Raw genomic sequence first — 25,250 nt, forward strand, 5'->3', positions numbered from 1 at the left:
TTACCAAAAATATAAAGCTGTTTTTTCTATTTTCTAAATTTTTCATACATTATATTTAATTCTTTGAAATCATTCTGAAAAAAACTAATACGCCTGCATGGTAGGTATATATTCATTTTCACATAAAAAAGGAGCTTTTTTATCAGCCCCTTTTCAACCCTATGTATAGGACGAATCCCAATTGTGCCGTAATGCCAAGAAACATTCGTTTTGAACCCGCAATTTGCAGGGGGGTGCCCGCTTTGCAGCTTTAAACGTCCCGCTCCGCTAGGGGCATGTTTGCGACTACAAAATGAAGGCTCCCGATTCGTTAGTGTTCGGTCAAAACTTTGAAGTAGAATTAGCAGTTAGACAAACACATCAGGATTCGTATTACAGTTATCATAGCATTAATTTTCTGATAATTCAAACGATTATATCTAATAATCTATGATTTCTTGAAAAACGCAAAAAATACCTAGATTCCCAACATTTTTTGCTAGGAAATCCAGGTATTTCGTATTATTAATTATTTTCTAAATGGTTTAATCGCCAAACTCAACTCGCTTAGTTGCTCAGGAGATACTTCGCTTGGTGCCTCTGTCATTAAGCAGCTTGCACTTGCTGTTTTTGGGAATGCAATTGTATCACGTAAATTGTGACGGCCTGCTAAAAGCATCACAAAGCGATCAAGACCAAATGCAAGTCCAGCATGTGGTGGCACGCCATATTCAAATGCTTCTAATAAGAAACCAAATTGAGCTTGAGCTTCTTCTTCTGAGAAACCAAGTAATTCAAACATTTTTTCTTGTAGGTCACGTTCGTAAATACGTAGTGAACCACCACCAAGCTCATAGCCGTTTAATACGATATCATATGCCTGTGCACGAACAGCTGATGGATCTGTATCCATTAACGGAATATCCTCGTCAAACGGACGTGTAAATGGATGGTGAGCCGCATAATAACGACCGTCCTCCTCAGAGTATTCAAATAATGGCCAGTCTGTAATCCATAGGAATGCAAATTGTGATTCATCGATTAAATCTAAGTCTTGACCTAATTTCGTACGAAGTGCCCCTAAAGAAGCTGCTACAACAGATGCTTTATCCGCAACGAATACTAGAATATCGCCAACTTCCGCACCCATTCGTTCGATTAATGCTGCCGCTAACGCCTCATCGAAGAATTTTGCGATTGGACCATTTAAGCCTTCCTCTGTTACCTTTAACCAAGCAAGACCTTTTGCGCCGTAAATACCTACGAACTTAGTTAGTTCATCCATATCTTTACGGGAATATTTGTCAGCTGCACCTTTAATATTGATACTTTTTACTTGTTTTCCTTGTGCCACTGTATCAGCAAACACCTTGAAACCACAGCCTTCAAAAACATCATTTAAAGCCACTAATTCTAATCCAAAACGTACATCTGGTTTATCAGAACCATAGCGATCCATGGCTTCTTGGTACTTCATGCGTTGGAATGGTGCAGGGATATCAATCCCTTTCACTTCTTTCATCACTGCTTGGATTAATCGCTCGTTCATTTCTAAAACTTCCTCTTGTGTTAAGAAGCTTGTTTCAATGTCCACCTGTGTAAACTCAGGTTGACGGTCAGCACGTAAGTCCTCATCTCGGAAGCAACGTGCAATTTGGAAATACTTCTCAAAGCCAGCAACCATTAATAATTGTTTAAATAGCTGTGGAGATTGCGGTAACGCATAAAATTCGCCTTCATGGACACGGGATGGCACTAAATAGTCACGAGCACCCTCTGGCGTTGATTTTGTTAAAATTGGAGTTTCGACCTCTAGGAAACCTTCGTTTTGCAAGAAGTTACGGATTGTACGTGTAACATCAGAACGCATTTTGAAAGTATCAAACATAACTGGACGACGAAGGTCAAGATAACGGTATTTTAAACGTAAATCTTCTGATACGTCTGTACGATCTTCAATTTGGAATGGTGTAGTTTTTGCTGTATTAATGACGACTAATCGCGTGGCTTCCACTTCGATTTTACCATTTGGGACATTCGGGTTGATTTGGTCCTCTGTACGTAGGATAACTGTCCCTTCTATTTCAATTACATACTCACTACGCACTTTATCCGCTAATGCATGCGCTTCTGCAACGTCTGGACTAAAGACAACTTGTGTAATACCTGTACGGTCACGTAAATCAATGAAAATTAATCCACCAAGGTCACGACGACGCTGTACCCATCCTTTTAATACGACTTTTTCGCCTTGTAACGTTTCTGAAAGCTCGTTACTAGCATGTGTTCTAGTAGCCATTGTTAAATTCCTCCAAAATAAATTCGATTATGTAGCATTCAACGAGAAATGCCATCTTTGTTTAGGATTGTTGTGATAAATAATTGACTAACTCTGAAAATGCAACCTTGTGCTGCTCACCAGATTCCATATGTTTCACAGCAGCCGCTTGCTCTTCAAGCTCTGTTTCACCAAGGACAATTGTATACTTTGCCCCTAGACGGTCAGCTGATTTCATTTGGGCTTTCATTTTACGATCTAAATAATCCATCTCTGTTGCAAGGCCCTTTGCACGGAAAGTACTAGTTAACTCTACCGCCTTTTGCTTTGCATCCTCACCCATGGCAATAATATAAACGTCTAATCCAGAAGCCGTATCTAATTCAACACCTTCTGCTTCAAGTGCTAATAACAAACGTTCAATACTTAAAGCGAAACCAATACCAGGTACATCTGGACCGCCTATTTCTTGTACCAGACCATTGTATCGTCCACCACCACAAAGTGTTGTAATAGCTCCAAAGCCAGATGCCGTTGACATAATTTCGAATGTCGTATGGTTGTAATAATCCAGTCCTCTTACAAGATTTGGATCAACCACATACGTAATGCCGAGAGTATCTAAATATGATTTCACTTGAGCAAAATAAGCAGCCGATTCCTCTGTAAGGAACTCTGTTAATGCAGGAGCTGTTTTCATTAATGGGTGCTCACGATCCACCTTACAATCTAAAATTCGCAATGGGTTTTTTTGTAAACGATTTTGGCAATCTGAGCAAAACTCATGAATATGTGGCTCAAAATGCTGTAATAAAGCTGTACGGTGCGTATCACGTGTTTCTTTATCACCCAGTGAATTGATCACTAATTTTAAATCCTTTAAGCCAGCTGATTCATAGACATCCATTGCAAGAGCAATGACTTCTGCATCAATTGCAGGATCTGCTGAACCAATTGCCTCTACACCAAATTGAACAAATTGGCGATAGCGACCAGCTTGTTGACGCTCATAGCGGAACATAGGTCCTAAATATGACAGCTTAACAGGTTGATCGGGAGCACCAAACATTTTATGTTCAACATATGCACGTACAACACCAGCTGTATTTTCAGGACGTAGTGTTAATGAACGACCTCCACGATCCTCAAATGTATACATTTCTTTTTGGACAACATCCGTTGTTTCCCCTACACCACGTGCAAATAAATCAGTCTGCTCGAAAATCGGTGTACGTATTTCGTTGTAGCGATAAACACGACAAATATCACGAATAATTGCTTCAACCTTCTGCCACTTTTCAGATTGGCCTGGCAAAATATCTTGTGTCCCTCTTGGCACTTTAAAACTCATGTAATTCCCTCCTATATTGATTGCCTATGATTTAGCCATTTTCTCGCCAAGTTTAGACGAGATTACGCCACATTTAAGACATTTTTATCGAGACTAAGCTGGTTTACCTCATGCAGAGCGAGTAGCGGACATTCTCATACTGAGCACAAACCGGTTCATAAAAAGCATTCCATGTTTTTGGACAACACAAAAAGCTCCCGTCACCTTGCCTATGCAAGGGACGAGAGCTGTATAAGCTTCCGCGGTTCCACCCTAGTTGACACAAAATTTTACATGTGTCCTCCTCGTAATCGGATAACGGCCGATTCCGTTTTTTCCTACTAGGCACTGCCTTTCAGAAAAAAGCCTCTCAAGTGTTATTCACGTCATACATTTTTGTAGGAAAGATTGCAGCCTAAGTCTTTCCCTCTCTGTTCCAATAGAGGTACACGCTACTTGCTTGGTCATAAGCGATTAATCATTTTTCGATTACCCTTTATGTTAGTCACTAGCTAACCTAATGTCAACTATTTTTGTATTTTTCATCAGACAGTAACGAAAATATTAAATTCCATTACCTTTTTACCACGAATTATTATACAAAAGCATGGTAAAATAGCACAAGGAATAGGAGGAATCTGATGAGGACAAAAATTTTACATAGTATTATCATCTTCGTACTAATAGTAACAATTGCGATTCCAAATAAGAACTTTATTCAAAATGCTTCCGCTGATACTAGTGATTTAAAAGTAGCAGGTACGATTCTTCATTTACGTGAGGGTCCTGGATTGTCTTATCCAATTATTACAACTTTAGAAGAAGGTGATCCTTTAACTTCAATTGATCGTGAAGGTGATTGGATACAAGTAAAAGCAGGTAGCTATGAAGGCTGGGTAGCATCCTGGCTAACTGCCTCTACAAGCACTCAAAAAACCATTGATAAAACTGTTATTTCACAGGTTGACCGTTTAAATATTCGCACTGATCCAGATATTTCTTCAGCTGTTCTTGGACAGCTTTCTACGGGTAACCAAGCTAACCTTATAGAGGAAAATAATGAATGGGCAAAAATTGATTGGAATGGACAATCCGGTTGGGTCTCTAAGGATTATGTGACGATTAACGAGAGTCCTAAAAAAGAAACCAAGCCAAAAGAGGATTCTGTAGAGGTTTCTACAACAACTACTCCTGTTAATAAAGATACAACCTTTACTATTTTGGTGGATGCACTGAATGTTCGTAAAAAACCTGACTTGAATGCCAAAAAAATTGGCACAGTTACTAAAGGACAGGCTTATAAAGTCCTTGCGCATGAGCACAATTGGGTACAAATTCAGTACAATGATAAAAAAGCTGGATGGGTCTATAGTTTTTACGGTACTTTTTCAAATAAAGTAAAGAGTACATCTAAATCGTCCTCTTCAAAAGATTTAGAATCCGTTACCATTATTTATAATGGGACAAACTTGCGAACTGATGCGTCAACTGCAGCTGAAGTTATCGAACGAGTAGATGCTGGTAAAACCTATCCAATCGTCGGCGTAAAAAATGATTTTTACGAAATTCAATTAGACAAAGAAACAGCGTTTGTTGCGAATTGGGTTGTCACAACGAGCTCCAATAAAACTTCCATCCCACAAAAGGATCCACAAGAACCTCGTAAAAAAGGAACATTAAATGGATTAACCATTGTTGTAGATGCTGGACATGGGGGCAATGACCATGGGACAACAGGTCAACGAGGAACAGAAGAAAAAGGAATTACTTTGAAAACAGCCACTCTCCTTGCTTCTAAGCTAAGTGCAGCAGGTGCCAATGTTGTTATGACAAGAGAGTCGGACGAATATGTGGCATTACGAAAGCGAGTCTCGATTGCCCATCAGTATGAGGCAGACGCCTTTATTAGTCTTCATTATGATGCAACAGATGATAGTTCTATTAACGGCTTCACGTCTTATTATATGAATAGTAATCAAAAAGGGCTTGCAGAGGCAATACACGATGGACTTTCGAGTAAAATTGATTTGAGAGATCGTGGAACCCAACAAGGCAACTACTTAGTGCTACGTGAAAATCGACAAAAGGCCGTGCTTATTGAATTAGGTTACTTAAGTAATGCTAGTGAAGAGCGTTCCATCACCACGGCTAAATTCCGTGAGCAGGCTACTCTTGGAATATATCAAGGCATCTTAAATTACTTTAATGCGAATGAAGAATAATACAAAAAGCTGTGGAATGATCTTTTCCACAGCTTTTTTCATATTTTAAGAAATACCTAATGCTACTGCAGCTATTAATGCTAAACATGCAATTATTGCCCAGCCAAGTATCATCTTCCAAATGAATTTAATCCACTTTTCATATGGAATACCTGCTACAGCTAAATAGGCCATTAACGCAGATGAAGTAGGAATAATTGAGTTTGTTAATGAATCTCCATACTGGAAAGCTAAGACTGCAACTTGTCGTTCTAATCCTAATAAATCAGTAATCGGAATCATGATTGGCATAGTGGCTGCCGCCTGTCCACTACCAGATGATATAAATAAATTCAAAAGGGCCTGAATAAACAACATACCGATTGCACTAATAGCATGCGGTAAATGCCCGATTGTCTCTGATGCTGCATAAACAATCGTATCAATGATTTTCCCTTGCTCTAAAACGACTGTAATAGCACGTGCAAAGCCTACAATAAGAGCACCAAACGTTACTGCCTTTGCCCCATCAATAAAGGAGTCGAAAATAGTGCCAGGCTTTAAACCGCCAATTAGTCCTGCAATTAAGCCCATAATTAAAAATGAAGCCGTTAATTGTGTTAAAAACCAATCCCAATTAAACACACCATAAATATTAAATCCAATGCCACATGCCATGACAATAAATACTAGCTTATGTTTCCCTGTTAATGAAGGAATGTCGATTTTAGACACATTAGACTTTGCCTGTTGTTCAATCTCATAAATCACACTTGCTTGAGGATTCTTTTTTACCTTAAAAGCATAGCGAGATACATAGAAAATAGCAAAACTTAATACAAAAATATAGACAACTGCACGGAAACCAATCCCCGAGAATAAAGGAACATCTGCTAATGACTGCGCAACACCAACCGTAAAGGGATTAAGCATTCCACCAAAAAATCCACTGGCTGCTCCTAGTGTAATCATGGCAGTTCCTGTTACCGCATCAAAGCCCATAGCACGAGCAATTGCTACGCCAATCGGTACGAAAATAATCGTTTCTTCTGCCATCCCCATTGTAAAACCACCAACAGAGAATAGAATCATAGATAATGGAATTAATAGCTTCTCTCTACCCTCTAATGCTTTTACACCTTTATAAACACCAGCCTCGATAGCACCTGTCGAACGAATAATACCAAATACACCACTAACTAAGAAAATATAGAAGATAATTTGGGCACCTTTTTCAAGTCCCATCGGTATAGCTGTAAACATTTCAAAAATAGAGACTGGATTACTGTCAATATGATGATAGCTCCCATCCACCACAAGCATACGTCCTTCTGGATCTTCTACTCGGTCAAACTCACCTGCTGGAATAATATAGCTTGCAATACCTGCTAGAAAAATAATAGCAAAAATAATCGTATATGTATGAGGTACTTTCAGCCAACTCTTCTTTTTTACACGCTGTTCATTTTCCAAAATATCACCAACCTATTGATAGACTTTGACATTAGCAAACTCTGTCAAAAATCCCCCCTCACCTATTTGTCGCTATATGTCGTTAATTGAAAATAAATATACATTAGTTCAAATTTATTGTAAAGTGTTAATTTTCTATTATTTCAGATTTCCCATTTTGTCGTTGCCTTATAGAGCTTTCTTGGACGCCCTTTATGATAAGGGTGCTCCTCCCCTGCAAATGTAAAATAGTTCTGTTCCATTAAACGATTAATTATCCGTTCAGCAGATCTACGTGACAGATTCATATAGTCTGCTAATTCAGCAGCGGAAAATGGGCGATTATTTGTTACCAACATGAATTGCTTCATAACATTAATATTTTTAGCACTCATTTTCACTTTTTCTGCAATCTCTAAAATATTTTTATTATTAGTACTTAAGGCTACGTTATTATTATTTTCAAATAATGGTCCATGTAATCGATTATGTTCATCCACCAAGCACATTACTGTAGAGGTCTCGCTATATTTGGTTGTAAAAAACAAAGCCTGGGATGAATGCGCTTCTGCCTCATGCAGCGAATAACCATAGCCCACTCCCACTCTGAAAAAAGTGGCAAATTGCTCTTCAAGCTGTTCCTTTAGGGAGCATAAATACGAAGGTTCAAGTTTTTCAATTACCCCTCTAGTTGAAATAATTAAATAAGGCTCGTGCTGTGCTGGCATGACCTTTGCCTGTAACCGATCGCTTAATGTTTCTAAAGTACTTAGAAATACAGGATGCAGGTGAGATAAATTTTCTTGGCTATAAATAGAGACAACAGCAATTTGCGAGGACGCCAATAATTGATGATGATACGCGTCTAGGGCTCTTGTAATGGCTGCTGTAAACGTTTGTTTACTTTCAACCATATACTTCGCAGGTATTCCTAATTGCTGTAGCTCTATAAAAACAGCGTGAAGGCTAGTAAGAGCTAATCTAGTTTTTCCATCTTCATATAACTCCTTATGATAATGGACATAATCAGCCATACTCAAATCTGCTATTTTTTCCGGTTTTTCATGGACCCATGCATAATCTTTTACATACACACCTGTAGATGCAATACCTGCCTGCTTCATCACTTGATAAAAGCTATCCTTTTTAGGCAAATCTATCGACAATTCGCTCAGTTCTATTCGTTCATGATGGTGTAGAGATAATAACGAAAGGGCTAATGACAATTCATCAAAAGGGAGATATGTCGCCTGTATAGAATACGCCTTTATTTTTTCATAGCAGTAGTAATAGGGAATAGAGCCAGCAAATAATACCATATCCGATTGCGATGCCGCTGTGTCCATCAAGTCCACACACTGTTCAGGGTGCGTGTATGGAAAATGAATAAATTGTACTTGAGGAAACGCTGTAAAATGCTCCTTTATATTATTCCAAAAAAACAAAGAACCTAAAATTGCTATTGTTTGCATAATTTTCAACCTCTCTAATAAATCAAATTTTCTAATAATTAAACTCATTCATTATAACGTAAATAAATAAAAAAGAACCTTCCATCAACGAAGGTTCACACATACTCATTTTTTTGTTGTTTCCAATGTAACCCATACAATTTCCTCCAACTGTATGAAGAAAGGTGTACGACTAATCTCTAAAATAATATGGTCAGGTAATATGGATAATAAAATACCTGTTTGAATATTTTTTTCTGTTTGCACTACAATAGCCTGACCAATCATCATTTTAAGAGTTTCGTATAAATATGGATTGGATATACTTCCTGTCTGCGCCATGTATTTGACACTCCCTCCTATAAAACTAACCATACTCTTTAGTATATGAAGGAATTATAGGAAATGTACCATTATTTTGACTCTAGAAGTATTGTCACTGGACCATCATTAATGAGAGCAACATCCATCATTGCACCAAAAATGCCTGTCTCCACATGTAAACCGTGTTCACGTAATGCTTGGTTAAAAGCTTCCCACAGCGGTTCTGCTACTTCTGGTCTTGCAGCACTTGTGAAACTTGGACGATTTCCCTTTTTTGCATCCCCATATAACGTAAATTGCGAGACGGATAAAATAGCGCCACCCTGCTCTAAAATAGAATGATTCATTTTTCCATCAGCATCTTCCCAAAGGCGTAAATTGGCTACTTTTTTTGCTAAGTAAGCGACATCTTCCTGAGTATCTTCATGTGTAATACCAACTAGAAGAACGTAGCCACTATCAATGGCTCCTGTGACAGTTCCGTCAACTGTAACAGAAGCTGCTTTACTACGCTGTAATACTACCTTCATTTCAATAACCCCAATTCTAACTGTTGCTTAATTGATAACTCGTTGTACCGAATAAATATCAGGTGTTTGTTTAATTCGCTCTACTACCTTATGCAAATGCGAAATATTTGAAATAGAGATTGTTAAATGAATCGTGGCCATTTTATCACGATCAGCCCGGCCACTTACCGCTAAAATATTAGTTTTAGTTTCACTAACAATTTGCATAATCTCATTTAGAATACCAGGTCGATCAAAAGCAGAAACCTCAATATCTACTGGGTATTCCTTTTTCTCAGGGATAACACCATGCTCCCACTCGACCTCTATTAAACGCTCCTGCTCATCCTCAATTTGAATATTAGGACAGTCGGCACGATGCACTGATACGCCACGACCTTTTGTAATAAAGCCAACAATATCATCTCCTGGAACAGGCGTACAGCAGCGTGAAAGTCGAATGAGCATATTATCAATACCCTTAACAATGACACCTGATTCCGTACGTTTTTGGGGAATCGGATTTTTCATTTTTTGTTCGATTTTTTCTAAGGCTTCTTCCTGTTCACGCTCTTTTCGGCGTTTTTCAGCTAAACGATTAACAACCTGTTGTGCCGTTATGCCGCTTACACCAACAGCAGCATATAAGTCCTCTTCATTTGTATAATTAAACTTATCACATACTCGTTTGAGATTTTCTGCAGACATTGTTTCCTTTAAATCGAAATCCTGCGAACGGATTTCTTTTTCAATCATCTCTTTACCTTTGACAATGTTCTCCTCACGCAAGTGTCGTTTAAAAAATTGCTTAATTTTATTTTTTGCCTGTGAGGATTGTGCTATCTTCAGCCAATCTCTGCTTGGCCCAAAGGATTGTTTAGATGTAAGTATTTCAATGATGTCTCCCGTTTTCAGCGGTGTATCAAGCGGTACCATTTTGCCATTAATTTTTGCTCCTATTGTACGATTCCCAACCTCAGAATGGACACGATAGGCGAAATCGATTGGCACTGAACCAGCAGGTAATTCAATGACGTCACCTTCAGGTGTAAAGACATAAACCATATCAGAAAACAGATCAAATTTTAAGGATTCCATGAACTCTTCAGCGTTGGAAGACTCATTTTGAAATTCTAATATTTCACGGAACCATGTTAATTTTTGATCAACATTTTGTTTTTGATGGTCAGCCTTTTTCCCCTCTTTATACGCCCAGTGTGCCGCAATCCCGTACTCAGCAATCTTATGCATTTCCTTCGTACGAATCTGTACCTCTAACGGATCCCCATATGGACCAATAACGGTTGTGTGTAATGATTGATATAGGTTTTGTTTTGGCATAGCAATATAATCTTTAAAACGACCTGGCATTGGCTTCCACAGCGTATGCACAATCCCTAATACGGCATAGCAATCTTTAATACTATCGACCAATACACGAATGGCTAATAAATCATAAATTTCATTAAATTGTTTTTTTTGTAGCACCATTTTTCGATAAATACTGTAAATATGCTTTGGACGTCCATATACATCTGCATCAATTTCAACTTCATTCAGCTGTGATTTCATCTCAGCCATGACATTGTCCAAATATGCTTCACGCTCATCTCGCTTTTTCTTCATCAAACTGACAATACGATAATATTGCTGTGGGTTTAAATAGCGAAGAGCTGTATCTTCAAGCTCCCACTTAACAGTCGATATTCCAAGACGATGTGCAAGCGGTGCAAAAATTTCTAATGTTTCTTTCGAAATACGTCTTTGCTTTTCGGCAGGCAAATGCTTTAGCGTACGCATATTGTGAAGACGGTCTGCTAGCTTTATTAAAATGACACGGATGTCCTGCGCCATGGCTACAAACATTTTTCGATGATTTTCTGCTTGCTGCGCTTCTTTTGATAAATATTTAATTTTCCCTAATTTTGTAACTCCGTCCACAAGTACCGCTACTTCTTCGCCAAATTCCCGTACCAAATCATCCCGCGTAAAATCTGTATCTTCGACAACATCATGTAAAAAACCTGCCGCTACAGTTTCTGGGTCCATTTGTAATTCAGCTAGAATACCCGCTACTTGTACTGGGTGAATAATATACGGTTCACCAGAGCTACGGAATTGCTCAATATGGGCATCCCTTGCTAATTCATATGCTTTTTTCACGAATGCGACATTTTCATCATTCATGTAGGATTTGACTAACTCAAAAACGTCCTCAGGAGTCAAAATTTGCTCTTTCGCCATAACATGTCCACCTTGCTCGTCAAATTTTTCAGATTAGATATAAACTTAATTGTATAAAATTTTGTAGCCCATTGTAAAGAGACTGTGTCATTTAGTTTAGTTAATCTCGTGAACAGTATTAAAAATGGAAAATATATTCTCCTTTTTAATGAAAAAGACCCTTTGCGACATGATGTCACAAAGAGTCTTTGTTTCGACAAGGGAATTAGTGTAATTGATTGAAAGCTACAGCAATTTTTGCGCCCACTACTGCATTGTTTTTCACTAATGCAATATTCGCATCAAGGCTTTTACCTTCTGTTAATTCTTTTACTTTACCTAGTAGGAATGGTGTCACGTTTTTACCTTGAATACCATTCTCTTCAGCTTCAACTAAAGCTTTTTCAATTATATTCGTAATAAATCCATGCTCTAAAGCTTCTGCTTCAGGGATTGGGTTAGCAATAACTGCTCCTCCTTTTAAACCTAATTGCCATTTTGCACTTAGCATTTCGGCAATTTCTTCTGGTGTATCAAGCTGGAAGTTTACATCAAAACCACTTTGACGTGTGTAGAATGCTGGTAATTCATCTGTACCATAGCCAACTACAGGTACACCTTTTGTTTCGAGGTATTCTAATGTAAGGCCGATATCTAAAATAGATTTTGCACCAGCACAAATGACAGCAACATTTGTTTGAGCTAATTCTTCTAAGTCAGCAGAGACATCCATTGTCGTTTCAGCCCCACGGTGAACACCGCCAATACCACCTGTGACAAAGATCTCAATGCCTGCTAGCTCTGCACAGATCATTGTAGCTGCAACTGTTGTCGCTCCAAGTTTTTTTGTCGCAAGTAGGTAGCCAAGGTCACGACGTGAAGCTTTAGCAACACCTTGTGCGTTCCCAAACATTTCAAGCTCTTCATCTGATAAACCAATTTTAATTTTCCCATCAATTAACGCAATTGTTGCAGGTACGGCACCATTATCACGAATAATTTGCTCAACTTCACGGGCAGTTTGTACGTTTTGTGGGTATGGCATACCGTGTGAAATAATTGTTGATTCTAAAGCTACGATTGGTAAACCCTTTGCTTGTCCTGCTTTTACTTCTTCTGATAATACGATGAATTCTTTCATATTATAATTCCTCCATTTCACTTTTTAACAAATCTACAGATAATTCAGGTCTCACTGTATACGGAGATGCTAAGGTATTTTTTGCATTAGTTAACCCTGCATCAAGACATGTCGCAAAATCTTGTCCAGTCAGCCAGCCATGAATAACTGCACTGACAAAGGCATCACCCGCGCCTGTCACATCTTCAATCTTTTCAATTACTTTGGCAGCAAAATGACTAGGCGCAATTGTTGTCGAAGCAGCATATACGCCCTTACTGCCAGCCGTGATAATTACATGCTCAGCACCTAATTGTAGAAGCTGTTGTAATGCTTTTTCATAATGACTCACGTTTTCAATTGTATGTCCTACAATTGTTTCTGCTTCATCCGTGTTACAGATAAACCATGTTACGCCTTGTAATGTTTCAGGTAGTCGATTCATTTTAGGCGAGGATACTGGCACAATGACCAGTGGTATTTCGCGAGCAATAGCTACTTGCTGGATATAAGCCACTGTTTCTTTCGGACAATTTAAGTCCAAAATAAAGCAGCCAGCGTTCACAAGCATCGTTTCATGCTTTTTTAACAAGTTAGGCAATAATAAGTCATATACTTCCATATTGGCTACAGCTAGTGCTAGCTCGCCTTGCTCATCCATAATGGCCGTATAGGAACCCGTTGAAGCTTCTGGTATCTGCTCCACATAACGTAGATTCATAAAGGATTCTGAAGCATCTTGGATCACTTGCCAATCCGCATCCTTACCAGCTGTTGTGAGCAACGTCACTTGATGATTTAATCGGCCTAAGTTTTCAGCAATGTTTCGACCGACACCACCTACACTAAAGGAAGAACTAGCAGGGTTAGATGTTCCAAATTGAACATTGCCCTTCACGTGGAATTTTCGGTCTAAGTTAGCTCCACCGATACAAATAATTTCATTTGCCTCGGGTAAAATATAAGCTCGACCTACTATTTTTCCTTCCTTCGTTAAACTAGACACTAAATTAGCAAGCACGGGACGAGATAAATTCATGGCATCCGCCATCTCTTGCTGAGACATAAACGGATTTTGGCGAATTAAAGCAAGCACCGCCTGTTCTCTTTCATTCATAGCATCACCTTTTATTATATTTGTTTATATTATAAACTTTTGTTTGGTTTTTGTCAAAAAAAAGTTGAACCCATCGTAAGGAGGTTCAACTTTTCATGATTAGTTCGTTTGTGCTTGCTGAGACGTTTGCTTTTTAACCATGATAACGAATAAGCCAGCTAATGTACAAAACATCCCTGCAAGAAAAAAAGCCCATGTATAAGAATTGAAAAATTTATAAATCAAACCGCCACCATAAGCAGCGACTGCTGCTCCAGCTTGATGAGAGGCGAATATCCATCCATAAATAATACTACTCTTCTGCACACCAAAAATTTGTCGTGTAATACTAATGGTTGGCGGCACTGTAGCAATCCAATCCAGGCCATAAAATATAGTAAAAATAGTCAATAAAACAAAGGAGCCCTGTGCCAAAGCATATGGAAGTAACAGTAAAGAAGCTCCCCTTAACAAGTAATACCAAAATAATAACCAACGATTATCGAAACGATCTGATAGCCAGCCAGATGCAGTGGTACCTAGTAAATTAAACACTCCCATAAAAGAAAGGAGGGACGCAGCGGTTACTAATGGAATACCAAAGCTAATACAATAAGAGACAAAATGAGTACCAATTAATCCACTTGTTGAAAGACCACAAATGAAAAAACTCCCTGCTAGCAGCCAAAAGGTTTTGACCTTAACCGCTTCTAATAAGCCATTGAAGGCAATACTAATTGGATTTTTCTTTAGTTGCACATGCTGTTTATCAAATATCTCCTCTTGTCCATAGGGTGTTAATCCTAAATCCTGAGGTTTATTTTTTATAAAAATAGCAATCATGATTAGCATCACTATACTCAGAAGAAGAATGAAGCCGATTGCCCACCTCCAGGAATAGTGATCAATGATAATCGCAAGTACAGGCAATAAAATAAGTTGGCCTGTGGCAGTACTGGCGGTCAAAATTCCTACTGCTAACCCTCTTCTTTTAACAAACCAATGATTAGCAACATAAGGGCTAAGCACCGTTAAAAAGAGACTTGCGCCCAGACCAATAATGCCACCCCAAATTATGATTAATTGCCATGATTGATTCATGAAAAATGTTAAAATCATGCCTAACACTAATGTAGACATGGCACTTATCATCATCTTTTTTAAACCAATAACGTCAAGTAAAGCTGCCATGAATGGGCCAGAGATACCATATAAAAATAAACTAACGGCAAATGCTAGAGCAATCGTCGATCGATCCCATTGAAATTCCTTTTCTAAAGAATCAATAAACACGCCAGATGATGACATCGTAATCCCAGCAACGATAATCGAGAAAAACGTGACTACTAAAATAAACCAACTGTAATGAATCCGCTTCATCATTCCACCTACTCTTCTTGTTAAAGTCACTCTAAAAAGCATGTATATACATGTTTTAGAGTATATTCGTTCATTTATATGTATATACATGTATGATGATAGTAACCATTCCATTAGATAGCTGTCAATACGTATTTTTTAGCTCTTAGGTGTATACTTAAAATTAGTAGAATTCCCTCAAAGGAGTACTGACCATGAAAAATCAACAGAATACTATCGATTACACACAAATATGTGTTTGTGCAAACCTTCGAAAAAAAACAAGGGTCGTGACACAGTTATATGATAAATTACTGCAGCCTACCGGTTTAAAAGTGACTCAATATTCTATGCTGGCACACATCGACCTTCAACAAGCCGTTTCCATTAGTCGTTTAGGTGAAATTTTATTGCTCGACCAAACGACCGTGACACGGAATATCAATCTATTAAAGCAATATGGCTACGTCGAGTTAAAGCGCGATCCACAGGACGCACGCACTAAAAATATTATGCTCACTGAAAAAGGGTTAGAAAAGCTGCATGAGGCTGCACCCATTTGGCAAACGATTCAAGATAAAATCATTGATGATATTGGCGTAGAAAAATATGCTGATTTCTTCGATACTTTGCGAACAATGCAGAAGATCATTCAGTCCTATGAGAAACAATAAAAAAAGCGCCCGTTGTTGTGGCGCTTTTTTAACATTTTTAATATTGAATAAGGGTTTTAATATTTAAGTCGCCAAGCTTTTCGCGACCATTTAATTCTAAAAGTTCAATTAAGAAGGCACAACCTACTACCTGACCACCTAATTGTTCCACTAGACGAACAGTGGCTTCTACTGTACCGCCAGTTGCTAGTAAATCATCACAGATTAATACTTTTTGACCAGGCTTAATCGCATCATTATGCATCGTTAATGTATCTTTTCCATATTCAAGACCATAGCCTGCACTAATAACTTTGCGTGGTAACTTACCCGGTTTACGCACAGGGGCAAAGCCGATTTCAAGGGCATAGGCAACTGGGCATCCAATAATAAAACCACGTGCTTCAGGACCCACTACAATTTCTGCGCCTAATTCTTTTGCATATTCTACAATTTGATCTGTTGCATATTTGTATGCTGGTCCATGATCCATAATTGTAGTAATATCTCTGAATGTAATACCCTCTTTCGGCCAGTTTTCAACCGTTGTAACGTATTGCTTTAAATCCATTTTATTGCTCCTCCTACGAAACGTATTCGTCTAGTCATGTATTCGTTCATCAAACCATTGTTTTAATTCTATATAAGGAGCATAGACGAGCATTTGCTCCATTTCAATCTGTTCTGAACGTTGTTTGTACGACGGTGCCTCGGTCAATGCTTGTTTTGGAGCATCCTCGTTGACAGTCGTCAGTCCACTCTCCATTTTAACAAAATCAAGCTCAAAAAACACCTGTGTCATAAATTTTAATGTTTCTAATGGCCAGCCAGTATGCTTAGCTATGTCTGCTATATGCATATCAAGTGGAAATGCTGGTCGATTTTTCAGGAATTTATAATACCATGCAAATTGCTCACGGGTAGGTAAAACATTAAAGTATTGTGAATCTGGCATATAAAAGTGTGCATAGATGCGTGAAGGGGCCGTCTTCTGTAAAACCTCTTCTAGCCTTTGAATAGTTTCAGGCAAATCTAACAGGACAATATATTCACTTTGTCCGATGTTTGAAAGAGTAGGATCAGCTACTATTATAGGAACATCAATTAACGATTGATAATAGGTCATTGTTGCTGGACGAAAGGCAATAAATGTCGCCTCTTCCTTTGGCACTGTATTGAGCCAGCGAGCCGTTTGACGAATACCACGAATATCAAAAAGCTGCCATTCAGTGGTTTGAACATCTTCAATCATAAATTGAGCTTTTTTACGACCCTGCCACTCGTTTATTTGCAAATCACCAATAAAGGACACTTTTATGCCATAGGTTAATTCATCGTGTAAGTGGCCCTTATGGAAACCGACACTATCTAATTTGTCACAGCCATTCGTTAATTCCATTTTTATATGGTTCTCAGCCGCTCCAATTTTTCGCATGGAGGATATTTCAACATCCTCAAGCACATAAACGGGCTTCGGAAAATCGGTGCCAAACGGGCCAAGTGATGCTATTTCCTCAATAGCATCTGCAGAAATTTCATCTAGGCTTAGAGGAATATCAATGTGAACCACAGGAGTTAAATGCTCTTCTGTTAAACATGCTCTTGCCTGTGTATCCAAGCGTGACCGTAGTTCATCCACATGCTCGATTGATAAAGTCATACCTGCTGCCATCGGATGCCCTCCAAAGTGAGGTAAAATATCACGATTTTTGGCCAATTCATTATATAAATGGAAGCCATCAATGCTTCGTGCAGAGCCTTTTGCTGTACCTTTATCAGGGTCAAGTGAAAGGACAATCGTTGGACGATAGTATTGTTCAACAAGACGTGAAGCAACAATTCCTACAACCCCTGCATTCCAGCCTTCTCCTGCTACAACAAGGACTAAAGAATCGCTAATTTTCTTCTCTGATTCAATTAGAGCAATGGCTTCCTCGGTAATATTTTTAACAATATCCTTACGCTCGGTATTGGAGGCATTTAGCTGTTTGGCCAATGCTGTTGCCTTTACACTATCCTCAGCCATTAATAATTCGACTCCAGGCGATGCTTCACCAAGTCGACCCACTGCATTTAAGCGAGGACCAAAATAAAAGCCTATCGTTTCTTCACTAATTTTTGCTTGTTCTGTGCTCGCAATATCACACATGGCTTGTACCCACGGACTAAGAGAACGACGCATTTCTTCTATGCCTCGTTTAACGAGATAACGATTTTCATCCACTAATGGTACTAAATCAGCCACCGTTCCAATTGCAACATATTCTATTAAATGAGTTGGTAGTTCTCCGTATAGAGCATGTGCAAGCTTAAAAGCTACACCTACACCGGCAAGCTCTCCAAAAGGATAATGTCCTTCAGGTAAACGTGGGTGTAAAATAATATCAGCCGGTGGCAGTTCCTCCCCTGGTTCATGGTGATCAGTCACAATAACATCCAGACCAAGTTCCTTTGCTACACGAATAGGTTCAATCCCTGAAATCCCATTATCCACTGTGATAATTAACTGCACACCCTCTTCATAGGCTTCCCGAAAAAGAGCCTCGTGTGGCCCATAGCCATGAATAAAGCGGTTCGGTATTTTAAACGATACATTAGCACCAAGATCCAGTAGGACATTTAACATAACAGTCGTACTTGTCACACCATCCGCATCATAGTCGCCATAGACTAAAATTTTCTCTCCATTATCTAGAGCCTGCTCAATTCGTGCCACTGCTTCTGCCATACCGTGCATAAGAAATGGGTCATGAACATTCGCTTCTGTCATATTTAATAAGCTTTCTGCATCAGCAGTTGTTTCACAGCCTCGCGCTGCTAAAATTTTTGCTGCAATCGCAGAAAGTTGTAAGTCATTTTGTAATGCTTGTACAAGTTCTACGTCTGGGCGTTCCACTTGCCATCTTTTTTTCGATAGAATCATCTTCTCACTTCCTTACGAAAGTTATTATACCGAAATTCTAGACGATACGCACTATCCGTTAGATTGATAGTTTTATCCATCGGTTTAAGAAGGCTATCCGACTGGTTTTGCTCGCTATCTTTCACTTTCTCACTGCTATTCGCCACTCTCCTCTCGCTATCCGTCACACAGCAAAAAAAGCCCACTCTAGTAAAGAGTAGACTTTTCATAAACGTTTGTTGAAGCAGCTATTAATGCTTCTACTGTTGCCATCTTGCCTTCATGTAAGGCCGTCACAATGGCACTCCCAACGATGACCCCATCCCCCAACATTCCCATACTTTTCACTTGCTCGGGTGTTGAAATGCCAAATCCCGCTAGTACTGGGATTGGACTTGCCTGACGTAAGTGGGCAAAATGTTGTTCTAAATTAGTAGCAAAATTAAAGCGTTCCCCTGTAATTCCATTTACAGTCACTGCATAAACAAATCCTTGGCTTGCAGCAGCAATTCGAGCAATACGCTCAGGAGGACTTGTTAATGATACAAGCTGGACCACATCAATGCTATAGGGATTTAAGGCCTCTCGTAAAATTCCGCTTTCCTCTAATGGCACATCTGGCACGATAATTCCTTTGACTCCTCCAGCAATACAAGCTTGAGCAAAGGCCTCCAAGCCATATGCTATTACTGGATTAAAATACGTCATTATAACTAAAGGGACTGTTATTTCCTCTCTAAATGAAGCAAGAGTTTGTAATACTTTCCTCAACGTTACACCTGCTGCCAATGCACGTTCTCCAGCCCGCTCAATTGTTGGACCATCTGCAACAGGGTCTGTAAAGGGAATACCTACTTCAACAGCTGTTACGCCAAGCTGCTGTAGTTTTAAAATCGTTGGCTTGATAGTTTCTAGCCCTCCATCGCCTGCCATAATATACGGGATAAAAGCCTTATGTCCTTCAATCTTTGTCTGGGCAATCGCCTGTTGTAAAGTCGTCATTTCATATCCCCTCCTAGTGCTGCACGAACTGTGTGTACATCTTTATCCCCTCGGCCAGATAAGCACACCACAATAATGCTGTCACTCTGCATTGTTTTGGCAAGCTTTGCAGTATAAGCAATTGCATGGGAGCTTTCAAGCGCGGGAAGTATGCCCTCTGTTCTACTTAATAATTGTAATCCTTCTAACGCTTCAGCATCTGTAATGGCGTTAAATTGAGCTCGACCAATATCGTGTAAATAACAATGTTCTGGCCCTTTTCCCGGATAGTCTAACCCCGCTGAAATAGAGTGCGCTTCTTGAACAAAGCCATTTGCATCTTGTAGTAAATACATGTAAGCGCCATGTAATACCCCTAATTGTCCACCTGCAATAGCCGCTGCATGCCGCCCAGTTTCAAGACCACTCCCTGCTGCCTCTACACCATATAAGGCAACCGATTCGTCGTCAACGAATGGATGAAACATACCAATTGCATTACTGCCACCACCAATACAAGCGACAACTGCATCTGGTAAACGACCTTCCTTTTGCAAAATTTGCGTTCTTGTCTCAACCCCGATAATCCGCTGAAAATCACGAACAATTTTTGGAAATGGATGTGGGCCTAAGGCAGAGCCTAAAATATAATGCGTATCCTCCACATTTGTCACCCAATAGCGCAAAGCAGCATTTACAGCGTCCTTTAAAGTTTTTGACCCACTTTCTACCGACTGAACCTTCGTGCCAAGTAGTTCCATACGGAAAACATTTAACTGCTGCCGTTTAATATCTTCTGCACCCATAAAAACAACACATTCAAGATTTAATAAGGCACATGCGGTAGCCGTTGCTACACCATGTTGCCCAGCTCCTGTCTCTGCAACAATCTTCTTTTTTCCCATTCGTTTGGCAAGAAGTGCCTGGCCAATCGCGTTATTAATTTTATGAGCACCTGTATGATTTAAGTCTTCACGCTTTAGATAGATTTTAGCTCCACCAAGCTTCTTTGTAAGATTTTCTGCGAAATAAAGCGGGGTTTCACGTCCCACATAGTCCTGCAAATAGTAGGATAGCTCTTCTGTAAACGAGGAATCTTCTAAAGCTTCCTCGTAGGCATTCTCTAATTCTAGCAAGGCAGTCATTAATGTTTCAGGTACGAACCGCCCTCCAAATTGACCGAACCGCCCTGCCTTTGTTGGTACACTATTAGCTATCGAAATGGTCATTATTTATCCCCCCTCTTTACTACTTGTAAAAATGTCCTTATTTTTTTATGATCCTTAATGCCATCTGTTTCTACACCACTTGATACATCCACCATGTATGGGTCTACAGCTGTGATGGCTTCTTCAACATTATCCGCCTTCAGTCCACCAGCTAGTATTAATCTTTCTCGTGGAATGCCCACCTCATCGAGTAGAGTCCAGTCAAAAGTTTGACCACTTCCACCCTTAAAAGTAGTTCCAGGAGCATCGAATAAATAATAGTCCACCTGAAAATTAGCAGCAGCTTGCACATCCTCTTTTGTCCTGATAGACAATGCTTTAATAGCTGGATAACCTTGTTCTAAAATAAATGTTGCTGTTTCCTCTCCGTGGTATTGCACGTAATCTAAAGGCACTCGCTCAACCGCTTCCTGTAATTCAGCAGCAGTTGGATTGACAAAGACACCAATTTTCAAAACACCTTGTGGCACTTGCTTTGCTAATAGCCGTGCCTGTTCAATGGATACACGACGTTTACTTGGTGCAAAAACAAAGCCCACAGCATCTGCACCAGCTTGAATTGCTGTTTGGATATGTTCTAATTCTTGTAAACCACAAATTTTAACTTTTGTCATACTGAAGTCTCCTCGGTTTGAACTTGTAAACGCCTGAGTGCTAGCCCTGCATCTCCGCTCCGCATTAATGCTTCTCCAACAAGAACGCCACTAGCGCCCATAGCCGCCACTTGTTTCGCATCGTCCTGGGACCAAATGCCACTTTCGCTAATTAAAATGTGTCCCTCATCAAACGGAAAAACTTTTGCAATCTCCTTTGTGCGCTGCAAATTGACCTTAAAAGTACGTAAATCTCGATTATTAACGCCGATCAATTTCGCATCTACTGCAAGTGCACGTTCTAGCTCCTCTCTATCATGCACTTCCACTAAAACCTCTAAGCCTAAGCTCGTTGCATAGCTATATAAATCATCTAAAGCTTCATCCGTTAATGCTGCCACGATCAATAAAATAATAGATGCACCTGCTGCCTTAGCAAATCGAATTTGCACTCGATCCACCATAAAATCTTTACAAAGAAGTGGCGTATCCACAGCACGAGCAACTGCGGCTAAATCTTCAAAGGAGCCTTTAAAAAATTCCTTGTCCGTTAATACAGAAATAGCTGCTGCTCCTGCCTGGGCATAAACTTGTGCTTGTGCAACTGGGTCTGCCCCGCCAGCAATTAACCCTTTGGAAGGCGAAGCACGTTTCATTTCAGCAATCACCTGCAATGTGTTTGCTTGCCGTAATGATTGAAATAACGAAGGGCGTTGCTTTTCTGAAAAATTTGCTAAAGGATCGGGCTGCTCTAATAATGCTCCTACCTCTATCCTCTTTTGCTGAAGTATTTTTTGAAGAATATTCATTGTCCGACCTCCACTCCTTTTAATTGCTCACTATAAGCTACAACCGTTTCCAATTTTTGTAGTGCTCGCCCACTACCAATACTGTCTTTCGCCATAGCCACTCCTTCTTTAATCGTTTCTGCATGACCATGAGCGAATAATCCGATGCCGGCATTTATCAATACCGTATCTAAGTAGGCACTTTGCTCCCCAGCCAGTAAATTTTTCATAATCACCGCATTTTCATCAGCATTGCCACCTCGAATGGCCTCTAATGGTGCCGAGCGAAGACCGACATCCTCTGCGGTTAATGAGAATGGAATCAAATCCCCTTTATCTAGTAAAACCAATGTATTTTGCCCTGCTAAGGAAGCCTCGTCGAGCCCTTGAGGACCTGATACTACAATGGCACGTTCACGTCCTAGCATTTGTAGAACAGAAGCATATTCCATGACAAATTGGGGCCGATTAATGCCTGTGAATTGTGTTGAAAGGGCTACAGGATTTGTTAAAGGACCAACTAGATTGAAGATGGTTGGTCTACCAAGTGAACGTCGCACTTCCCCAATCCTCCTTAGTTTGGGATGAACATTCGGTGCATACAAAAAAGAAACTCCTTCCTTTTCCAATAGCTCTACAGTTTGTGGAATTGTCATCTCTGTATGAATGCCTAATGCCTCTAAAACGTCCGAACTGCCAGAGGAGGACGAAATTTTACGATTTCCATGCTTGGCAATTTTAACACCAGCTCCAGCTAGTACGAATGCAGAGGCAGTGCTGATATTAAATGTATGAAGGCCATCTCCACCAGTTCCACAATTATCCATATAACGTCCTTCTTTTACTGGGACATTACTGGCAAATGACCGCATAATTGTTGCTAAGGCCGCTACCTCATGAGCAGTCTCCCCCTTTATAGATAGGGCTGTTAAAAAGCTTGCGATTTCATCTTTAGGTGTGTCATCCTGAAATAGCCATTGCGCCACCTCTAGCATTTCTTCATACATCAAATGCTGCCCTTGTAACACTTTCCGCTGTAAATGTTTCATTTATTTTGCCCTCCATTATTCGCCAATAACTGTAAATATGCACGTTCTTCCTCTTCCAACTGTTGTAAAACTTTTAATACGTCCGTATATTTTGTCACCGCAATAGTGGATTGCATATGCATCATTGTTTGTTTCACCACAATGGATTGCCCTGTTAAAGCAAAATCCAAATGCCCATTAAAACCGATGAAACCGAGAGCTCCACCAAATATACCCGCAGTATGATGCCATTTTTCCAAATAATAGGTTGCCTGTTCTTTAGGTATCCCTGTAGTTGAATATGGTGGTAGCATTGCTGCTAATACATCAAGGGCATGTAGCATCGGCAAAAGTCGCCCCTCTATCCTTGAAGTCATGTGTATAGCTTGCTTCGATCTCTCAATGTGCATAGCATCGATTACTTGAACAGAATCCCGAAAACAAACAGACTGTAACTCTTGCTGCACTGCACTCACAAGGACGGCATGTGATTTTCTAATTTTTAGATGGTTGTATAGTTTACGCTCATTAATTAGGTCATCGCTTTTCGTTTTCCCCCGTGGGTATGTGCCCTCTGTTGGAGTTGCAATCACTCGGTCTCCTTTCACTCGTATTAGACTTTCAGGAGAAGTTCCTAAAACCATATAATCTTCAAACTCTACATAATACATATAGGCAGCTGACTTTTTTTTACGAAGCTGTCTATATAACGAAAAAGCATCTCCCTGAAAGTTTGCAACATGGCGCTTCGGTAATATAACTCTTGTTATTTCCCCATTCAAATTACGTTGAATATTTTGTAGAGCTATTGAAAATTGATCCTGTGTAGAAGTATCAAGTGATTGATACATGTAAGTTGCTTCTTCACTTACATGCCCTTCTAATATCTGTTGTGCTAATTTCTCCAAATCAGGCTCTTGTTTTTCCACATCTATATTTGTATGAATCAATGTCACCTCATCAGTTACATGATCAAAAATAATAATTGTTTCATAGACATGAAAATGAGCTTCTGGGAGATCCTTTCCATCTGTTCGTAGCATCGATGTTGCTCCATGACCTATATAACCAATGGCCCCTCCAGAGAACGGAAAATCAGTTGTATTGGAAATACGGGGCATGAGTCCTTTCAATAGGGCAAAGAGCTCTCCTTTATGGACAGAGGTTTTTCCAGTTTGATAGGAATACTCCTGAATTTCTTGCCCCATCCCCTTATACGTTTTTCTTGGATTAGCACCAATAAAAGAAAACCTTCCCGCTCCCTCATGTTGGGCTGAACTTTCAAGCAAAAATTTATGCTTACCCTGTAAACGTCTAAAAATTAAAATCGGTGTTAAAGAATCGCCGTTGATGGTTTTCATTTTTGTTCTTGAACTCGTTGTTTGCATAGCTTTTAATCTCCTTTTCCAAAGATTCCTTTTGCTAATGTCTAGACGAATGAAGAAAAATGTACTGTTGAATGAAAATAAAAAAATCCCCTGCAAAAAGGATTATTCCTAATTGCAGAGGACGATCATGACCGCGTTGCCACCTCATATTAGAGCATATTGCTCTCACTTTAATGCCTGCTCCTGTACGGTCCATTGCTAATCATATTGATTGCAAGGCCTCTATACGTTCAAGCATTCCCTATAACGTGGGGATTCACGTTCGCTTTTTAAAAGCGACTCTCATAAGTCCATTCACATAAGCTACAAATCAGTTCTCACCAGCCACTGACTCTCTATATTGCACACCTATGCTACTACTCTTAT

The 25,250-nt window shown here is 39.6% G+C and carries 20 protein-coding genes, 1 other RNA gene and 2 other annotated features (1 of these 23 only partly in view); of the genes, 2 read left to right on the forward strand and 19 right to left on the reverse strand.

Features of this window, described 5'->3' with window-relative positions:
* Positions 1-170: 170 nt before the first annotated feature.
* The 3 genes from ssrS to hisS all read right to left on the reverse strand — a co-directional run bounded on the left by ssrS (position 171) and on the right by hisS (position 3,608).
* Positions 171-370, reverse strand: a non-coding RNA gene (gene ssrS, locus ACE1MS_RS15660) — 6S RNA.
* 138 nt (positions 371-508) lie between these two features.
* Positions 509-2,278 (reverse strand): aspartate--tRNA ligase, encoded by a 1,770-nt coding sequence (gene aspS / locus ACE1MS_RS15665; protein WP_012295418.1) that lies wholly within the window; start codon positions 2,276-2,278, stop codon positions 509-511.
* Positions 2,279-2,339: 61 nt separating this feature from the next.
* On the reverse strand, positions 2,340-3,608 hold the full coding sequence (gene hisS / locus ACE1MS_RS15670) for a histidine--tRNA ligase (protein ID WP_012295419.1): 1,269 nt from the start codon (positions 3,606-3,608) through the stop codon (positions 2,340-2,342).
* A 213-nt stretch (positions 3,609-3,821) separates the two neighbouring features.
* Positions 3,822-4,064, reverse strand: a binding site (T-box leader).
* A 164-nt stretch (positions 4,065-4,228) separates the two neighbouring features.
* Here hisS and ACE1MS_RS15675 point away from each other — a divergent pair.
* Positions 4,229-5,809 (forward strand): SH3 domain-containing protein, encoded by a 1,581-nt coding sequence (locus ACE1MS_RS15675; protein WP_447402468.1) that lies wholly within the window; start codon positions 4,229-4,231, stop codon positions 5,807-5,809.
* Positions 5,810-5,854: 45 nt separating this feature from the next.
* Here the strand turns inward: ACE1MS_RS15675 and ACE1MS_RS15680 are convergent, their stop codons facing one another.
* From ACE1MS_RS15680 to ACE1MS_RS15715, 8 genes are all read right to left on the reverse strand, one after another.
* Positions 5,855-7,261 carry a YfcC family protein gene (locus ACE1MS_RS15680; RefSeq protein ID WP_012295421.1) on the reverse strand — a complete coding sequence of 469 codons (1,407 nt, stop codon included), beginning with the start codon at positions 7,259-7,261 and terminating at the stop codon, positions 5,855-5,857.
* Between the two features lie 143 nt (positions 7,262-7,404).
* A complete protein-coding gene (locus tag ACE1MS_RS15685; RefSeq protein ID WP_447402469.1) occupies positions 7,405-8,712 on the reverse strand; it encodes a MarR family transcriptional regulator in 1,308 nt (435 codons plus the stop codon).
* 105 nt (positions 8,713-8,817) lie between these two features.
* A complete protein-coding gene (locus tag ACE1MS_RS15690; RefSeq protein WP_036217241.1) occupies positions 8,818-9,033 on the reverse strand; it encodes a DUF2642 domain-containing protein in 216 nt (71 codons plus the stop codon).
* 71 nt (positions 9,034-9,104) lie between these two features.
* The gene (dtd, locus tag ACE1MS_RS15695) at positions 9,105-9,545 is read right to left on the reverse strand and encodes a D-aminoacyl-tRNA deacylase (RefSeq protein WP_012295424.1); all 441 of its coding nucleotides are present in this window, start codon (positions 9,543-9,545) and stop codon (positions 9,105-9,107) included.
* A 27-nt stretch (positions 9,546-9,572) separates the two neighbouring features.
* Positions 9,573-11,768 (reverse strand): RelA/SpoT family protein, encoded by a 2,196-nt coding sequence (locus ACE1MS_RS15700; protein ID WP_012295425.1) that lies wholly within the window; start codon positions 11,766-11,768, stop codon positions 9,573-9,575.
* Between the two features lie 205 nt (positions 11,769-11,973).
* Positions 11,974-12,888, reverse strand: coding sequence for a pseudouridine-5'-phosphate glycosidase (locus ACE1MS_RS15705; protein WP_012295426.1), 915 nt, complete (start codon positions 12,886-12,888; stop codon positions 11,974-11,976).
* A gap of 1 nt (position 12,889) precedes the next feature.
* Positions 12,890-13,984 (reverse strand): carbohydrate kinase, encoded by a 1,095-nt coding sequence (locus ACE1MS_RS15710; protein ID WP_012295427.1) that lies wholly within the window; start codon positions 13,982-13,984, stop codon positions 12,890-12,892.
* A gap of 99 nt (positions 13,985-14,083) precedes the next feature.
* Positions 14,084-15,343 (reverse strand): MFS transporter, encoded by a 1,260-nt coding sequence (locus ACE1MS_RS15715; RefSeq protein WP_031419276.1) that lies wholly within the window; start codon positions 15,341-15,343, stop codon positions 14,084-14,086.
* 194 nt (positions 15,344-15,537) lie between these two features.
* On the opposite strand from ACE1MS_RS15715, the gene ACE1MS_RS15720 reads away from it, so the two are divergent.
* Complete coding sequence (locus ACE1MS_RS15720; RefSeq protein WP_036217245.1) at positions 15,538-15,996, forward strand: MarR family winged helix-turn-helix transcriptional regulator; 459 nt, start codon at positions 15,538-15,540, stop codon at positions 15,994-15,996.
* Positions 15,997-16,033: 37 nt separating this feature from the next.
* On the opposite strand, the gene ACE1MS_RS15725 is transcribed toward ACE1MS_RS15720, so the two are convergent.
* From ACE1MS_RS15725 to ACE1MS_RS15760, 8 genes are all read right to left on the reverse strand, one after another.
* Positions 16,034-16,546: an adenine phosphoribosyltransferase gene (locus ACE1MS_RS15725; protein WP_447402470.1), complete on the reverse strand. Its 513-nt coding sequence runs from the start codon at positions 16,544-16,546 to the stop codon at positions 16,034-16,036.
* Positions 16,547-16,576: 30 nt separating this feature from the next.
* Positions 16,577-18,898, reverse strand: coding sequence for a single-stranded-DNA-specific exonuclease RecJ (gene recJ, locus ACE1MS_RS15730; RefSeq protein WP_012295431.1), 2,322 nt, complete (start codon positions 18,896-18,898; stop codon positions 16,577-16,579).
* A 186-nt stretch (positions 18,899-19,084) separates the two neighbouring features.
* Positions 19,085-19,879: a tryptophan synthase subunit alpha gene (gene trpA / locus ACE1MS_RS15735; RefSeq protein WP_447402471.1), complete on the reverse strand. Its 795-nt coding sequence runs from the start codon at positions 19,877-19,879 to the stop codon at positions 19,085-19,087.
* A complete protein-coding gene (gene trpB, locus ACE1MS_RS15740; RefSeq protein WP_031419280.1) occupies positions 19,876-21,087 on the reverse strand; it encodes a tryptophan synthase subunit beta in 1,212 nt (403 codons plus the stop codon). The genes trpA and trpB overlap by 4 nt, the downstream gene beginning before the upstream one ends.
* A complete protein-coding gene (locus tag ACE1MS_RS15745) occupies positions 21,087-21,701 on the reverse strand; it encodes a phosphoribosylanthranilate isomerase (RefSeq protein WP_031419281.1) in 615 nt (204 codons plus the stop codon). Before ACE1MS_RS15745 ends, trpB begins: the two co-directional genes overlap by 1 nt.
* Positions 21,698-22,489 (reverse strand): indole-3-glycerol phosphate synthase TrpC, encoded by a 792-nt coding sequence (trpC, locus tag ACE1MS_RS15750; RefSeq protein WP_036217248.1) that lies wholly within the window; start codon positions 22,487-22,489, stop codon positions 21,698-21,700. Before trpC ends, ACE1MS_RS15745 begins: the two co-directional genes overlap by 4 nt.
* A complete protein-coding gene (gene trpD / locus ACE1MS_RS15755) occupies positions 22,486-23,517 on the reverse strand; it encodes an anthranilate phosphoribosyltransferase (RefSeq protein ID WP_447402472.1) in 1,032 nt (343 codons plus the stop codon). Before trpD ends, trpC begins: the two co-directional genes overlap by 4 nt.
* Positions 23,514-24,884 carry a chorismate-binding protein gene (locus tag ACE1MS_RS15760; protein ID WP_447402473.1) on the reverse strand — a complete coding sequence of 457 codons (1,371 nt, stop codon included), beginning with the start codon at positions 24,882-24,884 and terminating at the stop codon, positions 23,514-23,516. Before ACE1MS_RS15760 ends, trpD begins: the two co-directional genes overlap by 4 nt.
* Before the next feature lie 114 nt (positions 24,885-24,998).
* Positions 24,999-25,250: a binding site (T-box leader), on the reverse strand (it continues 13 nt past the right edge of the window).

The sequence above is a fragment of the Lysinibacillus sp. fkY74-1 genome (assembly GCF_053165895.1).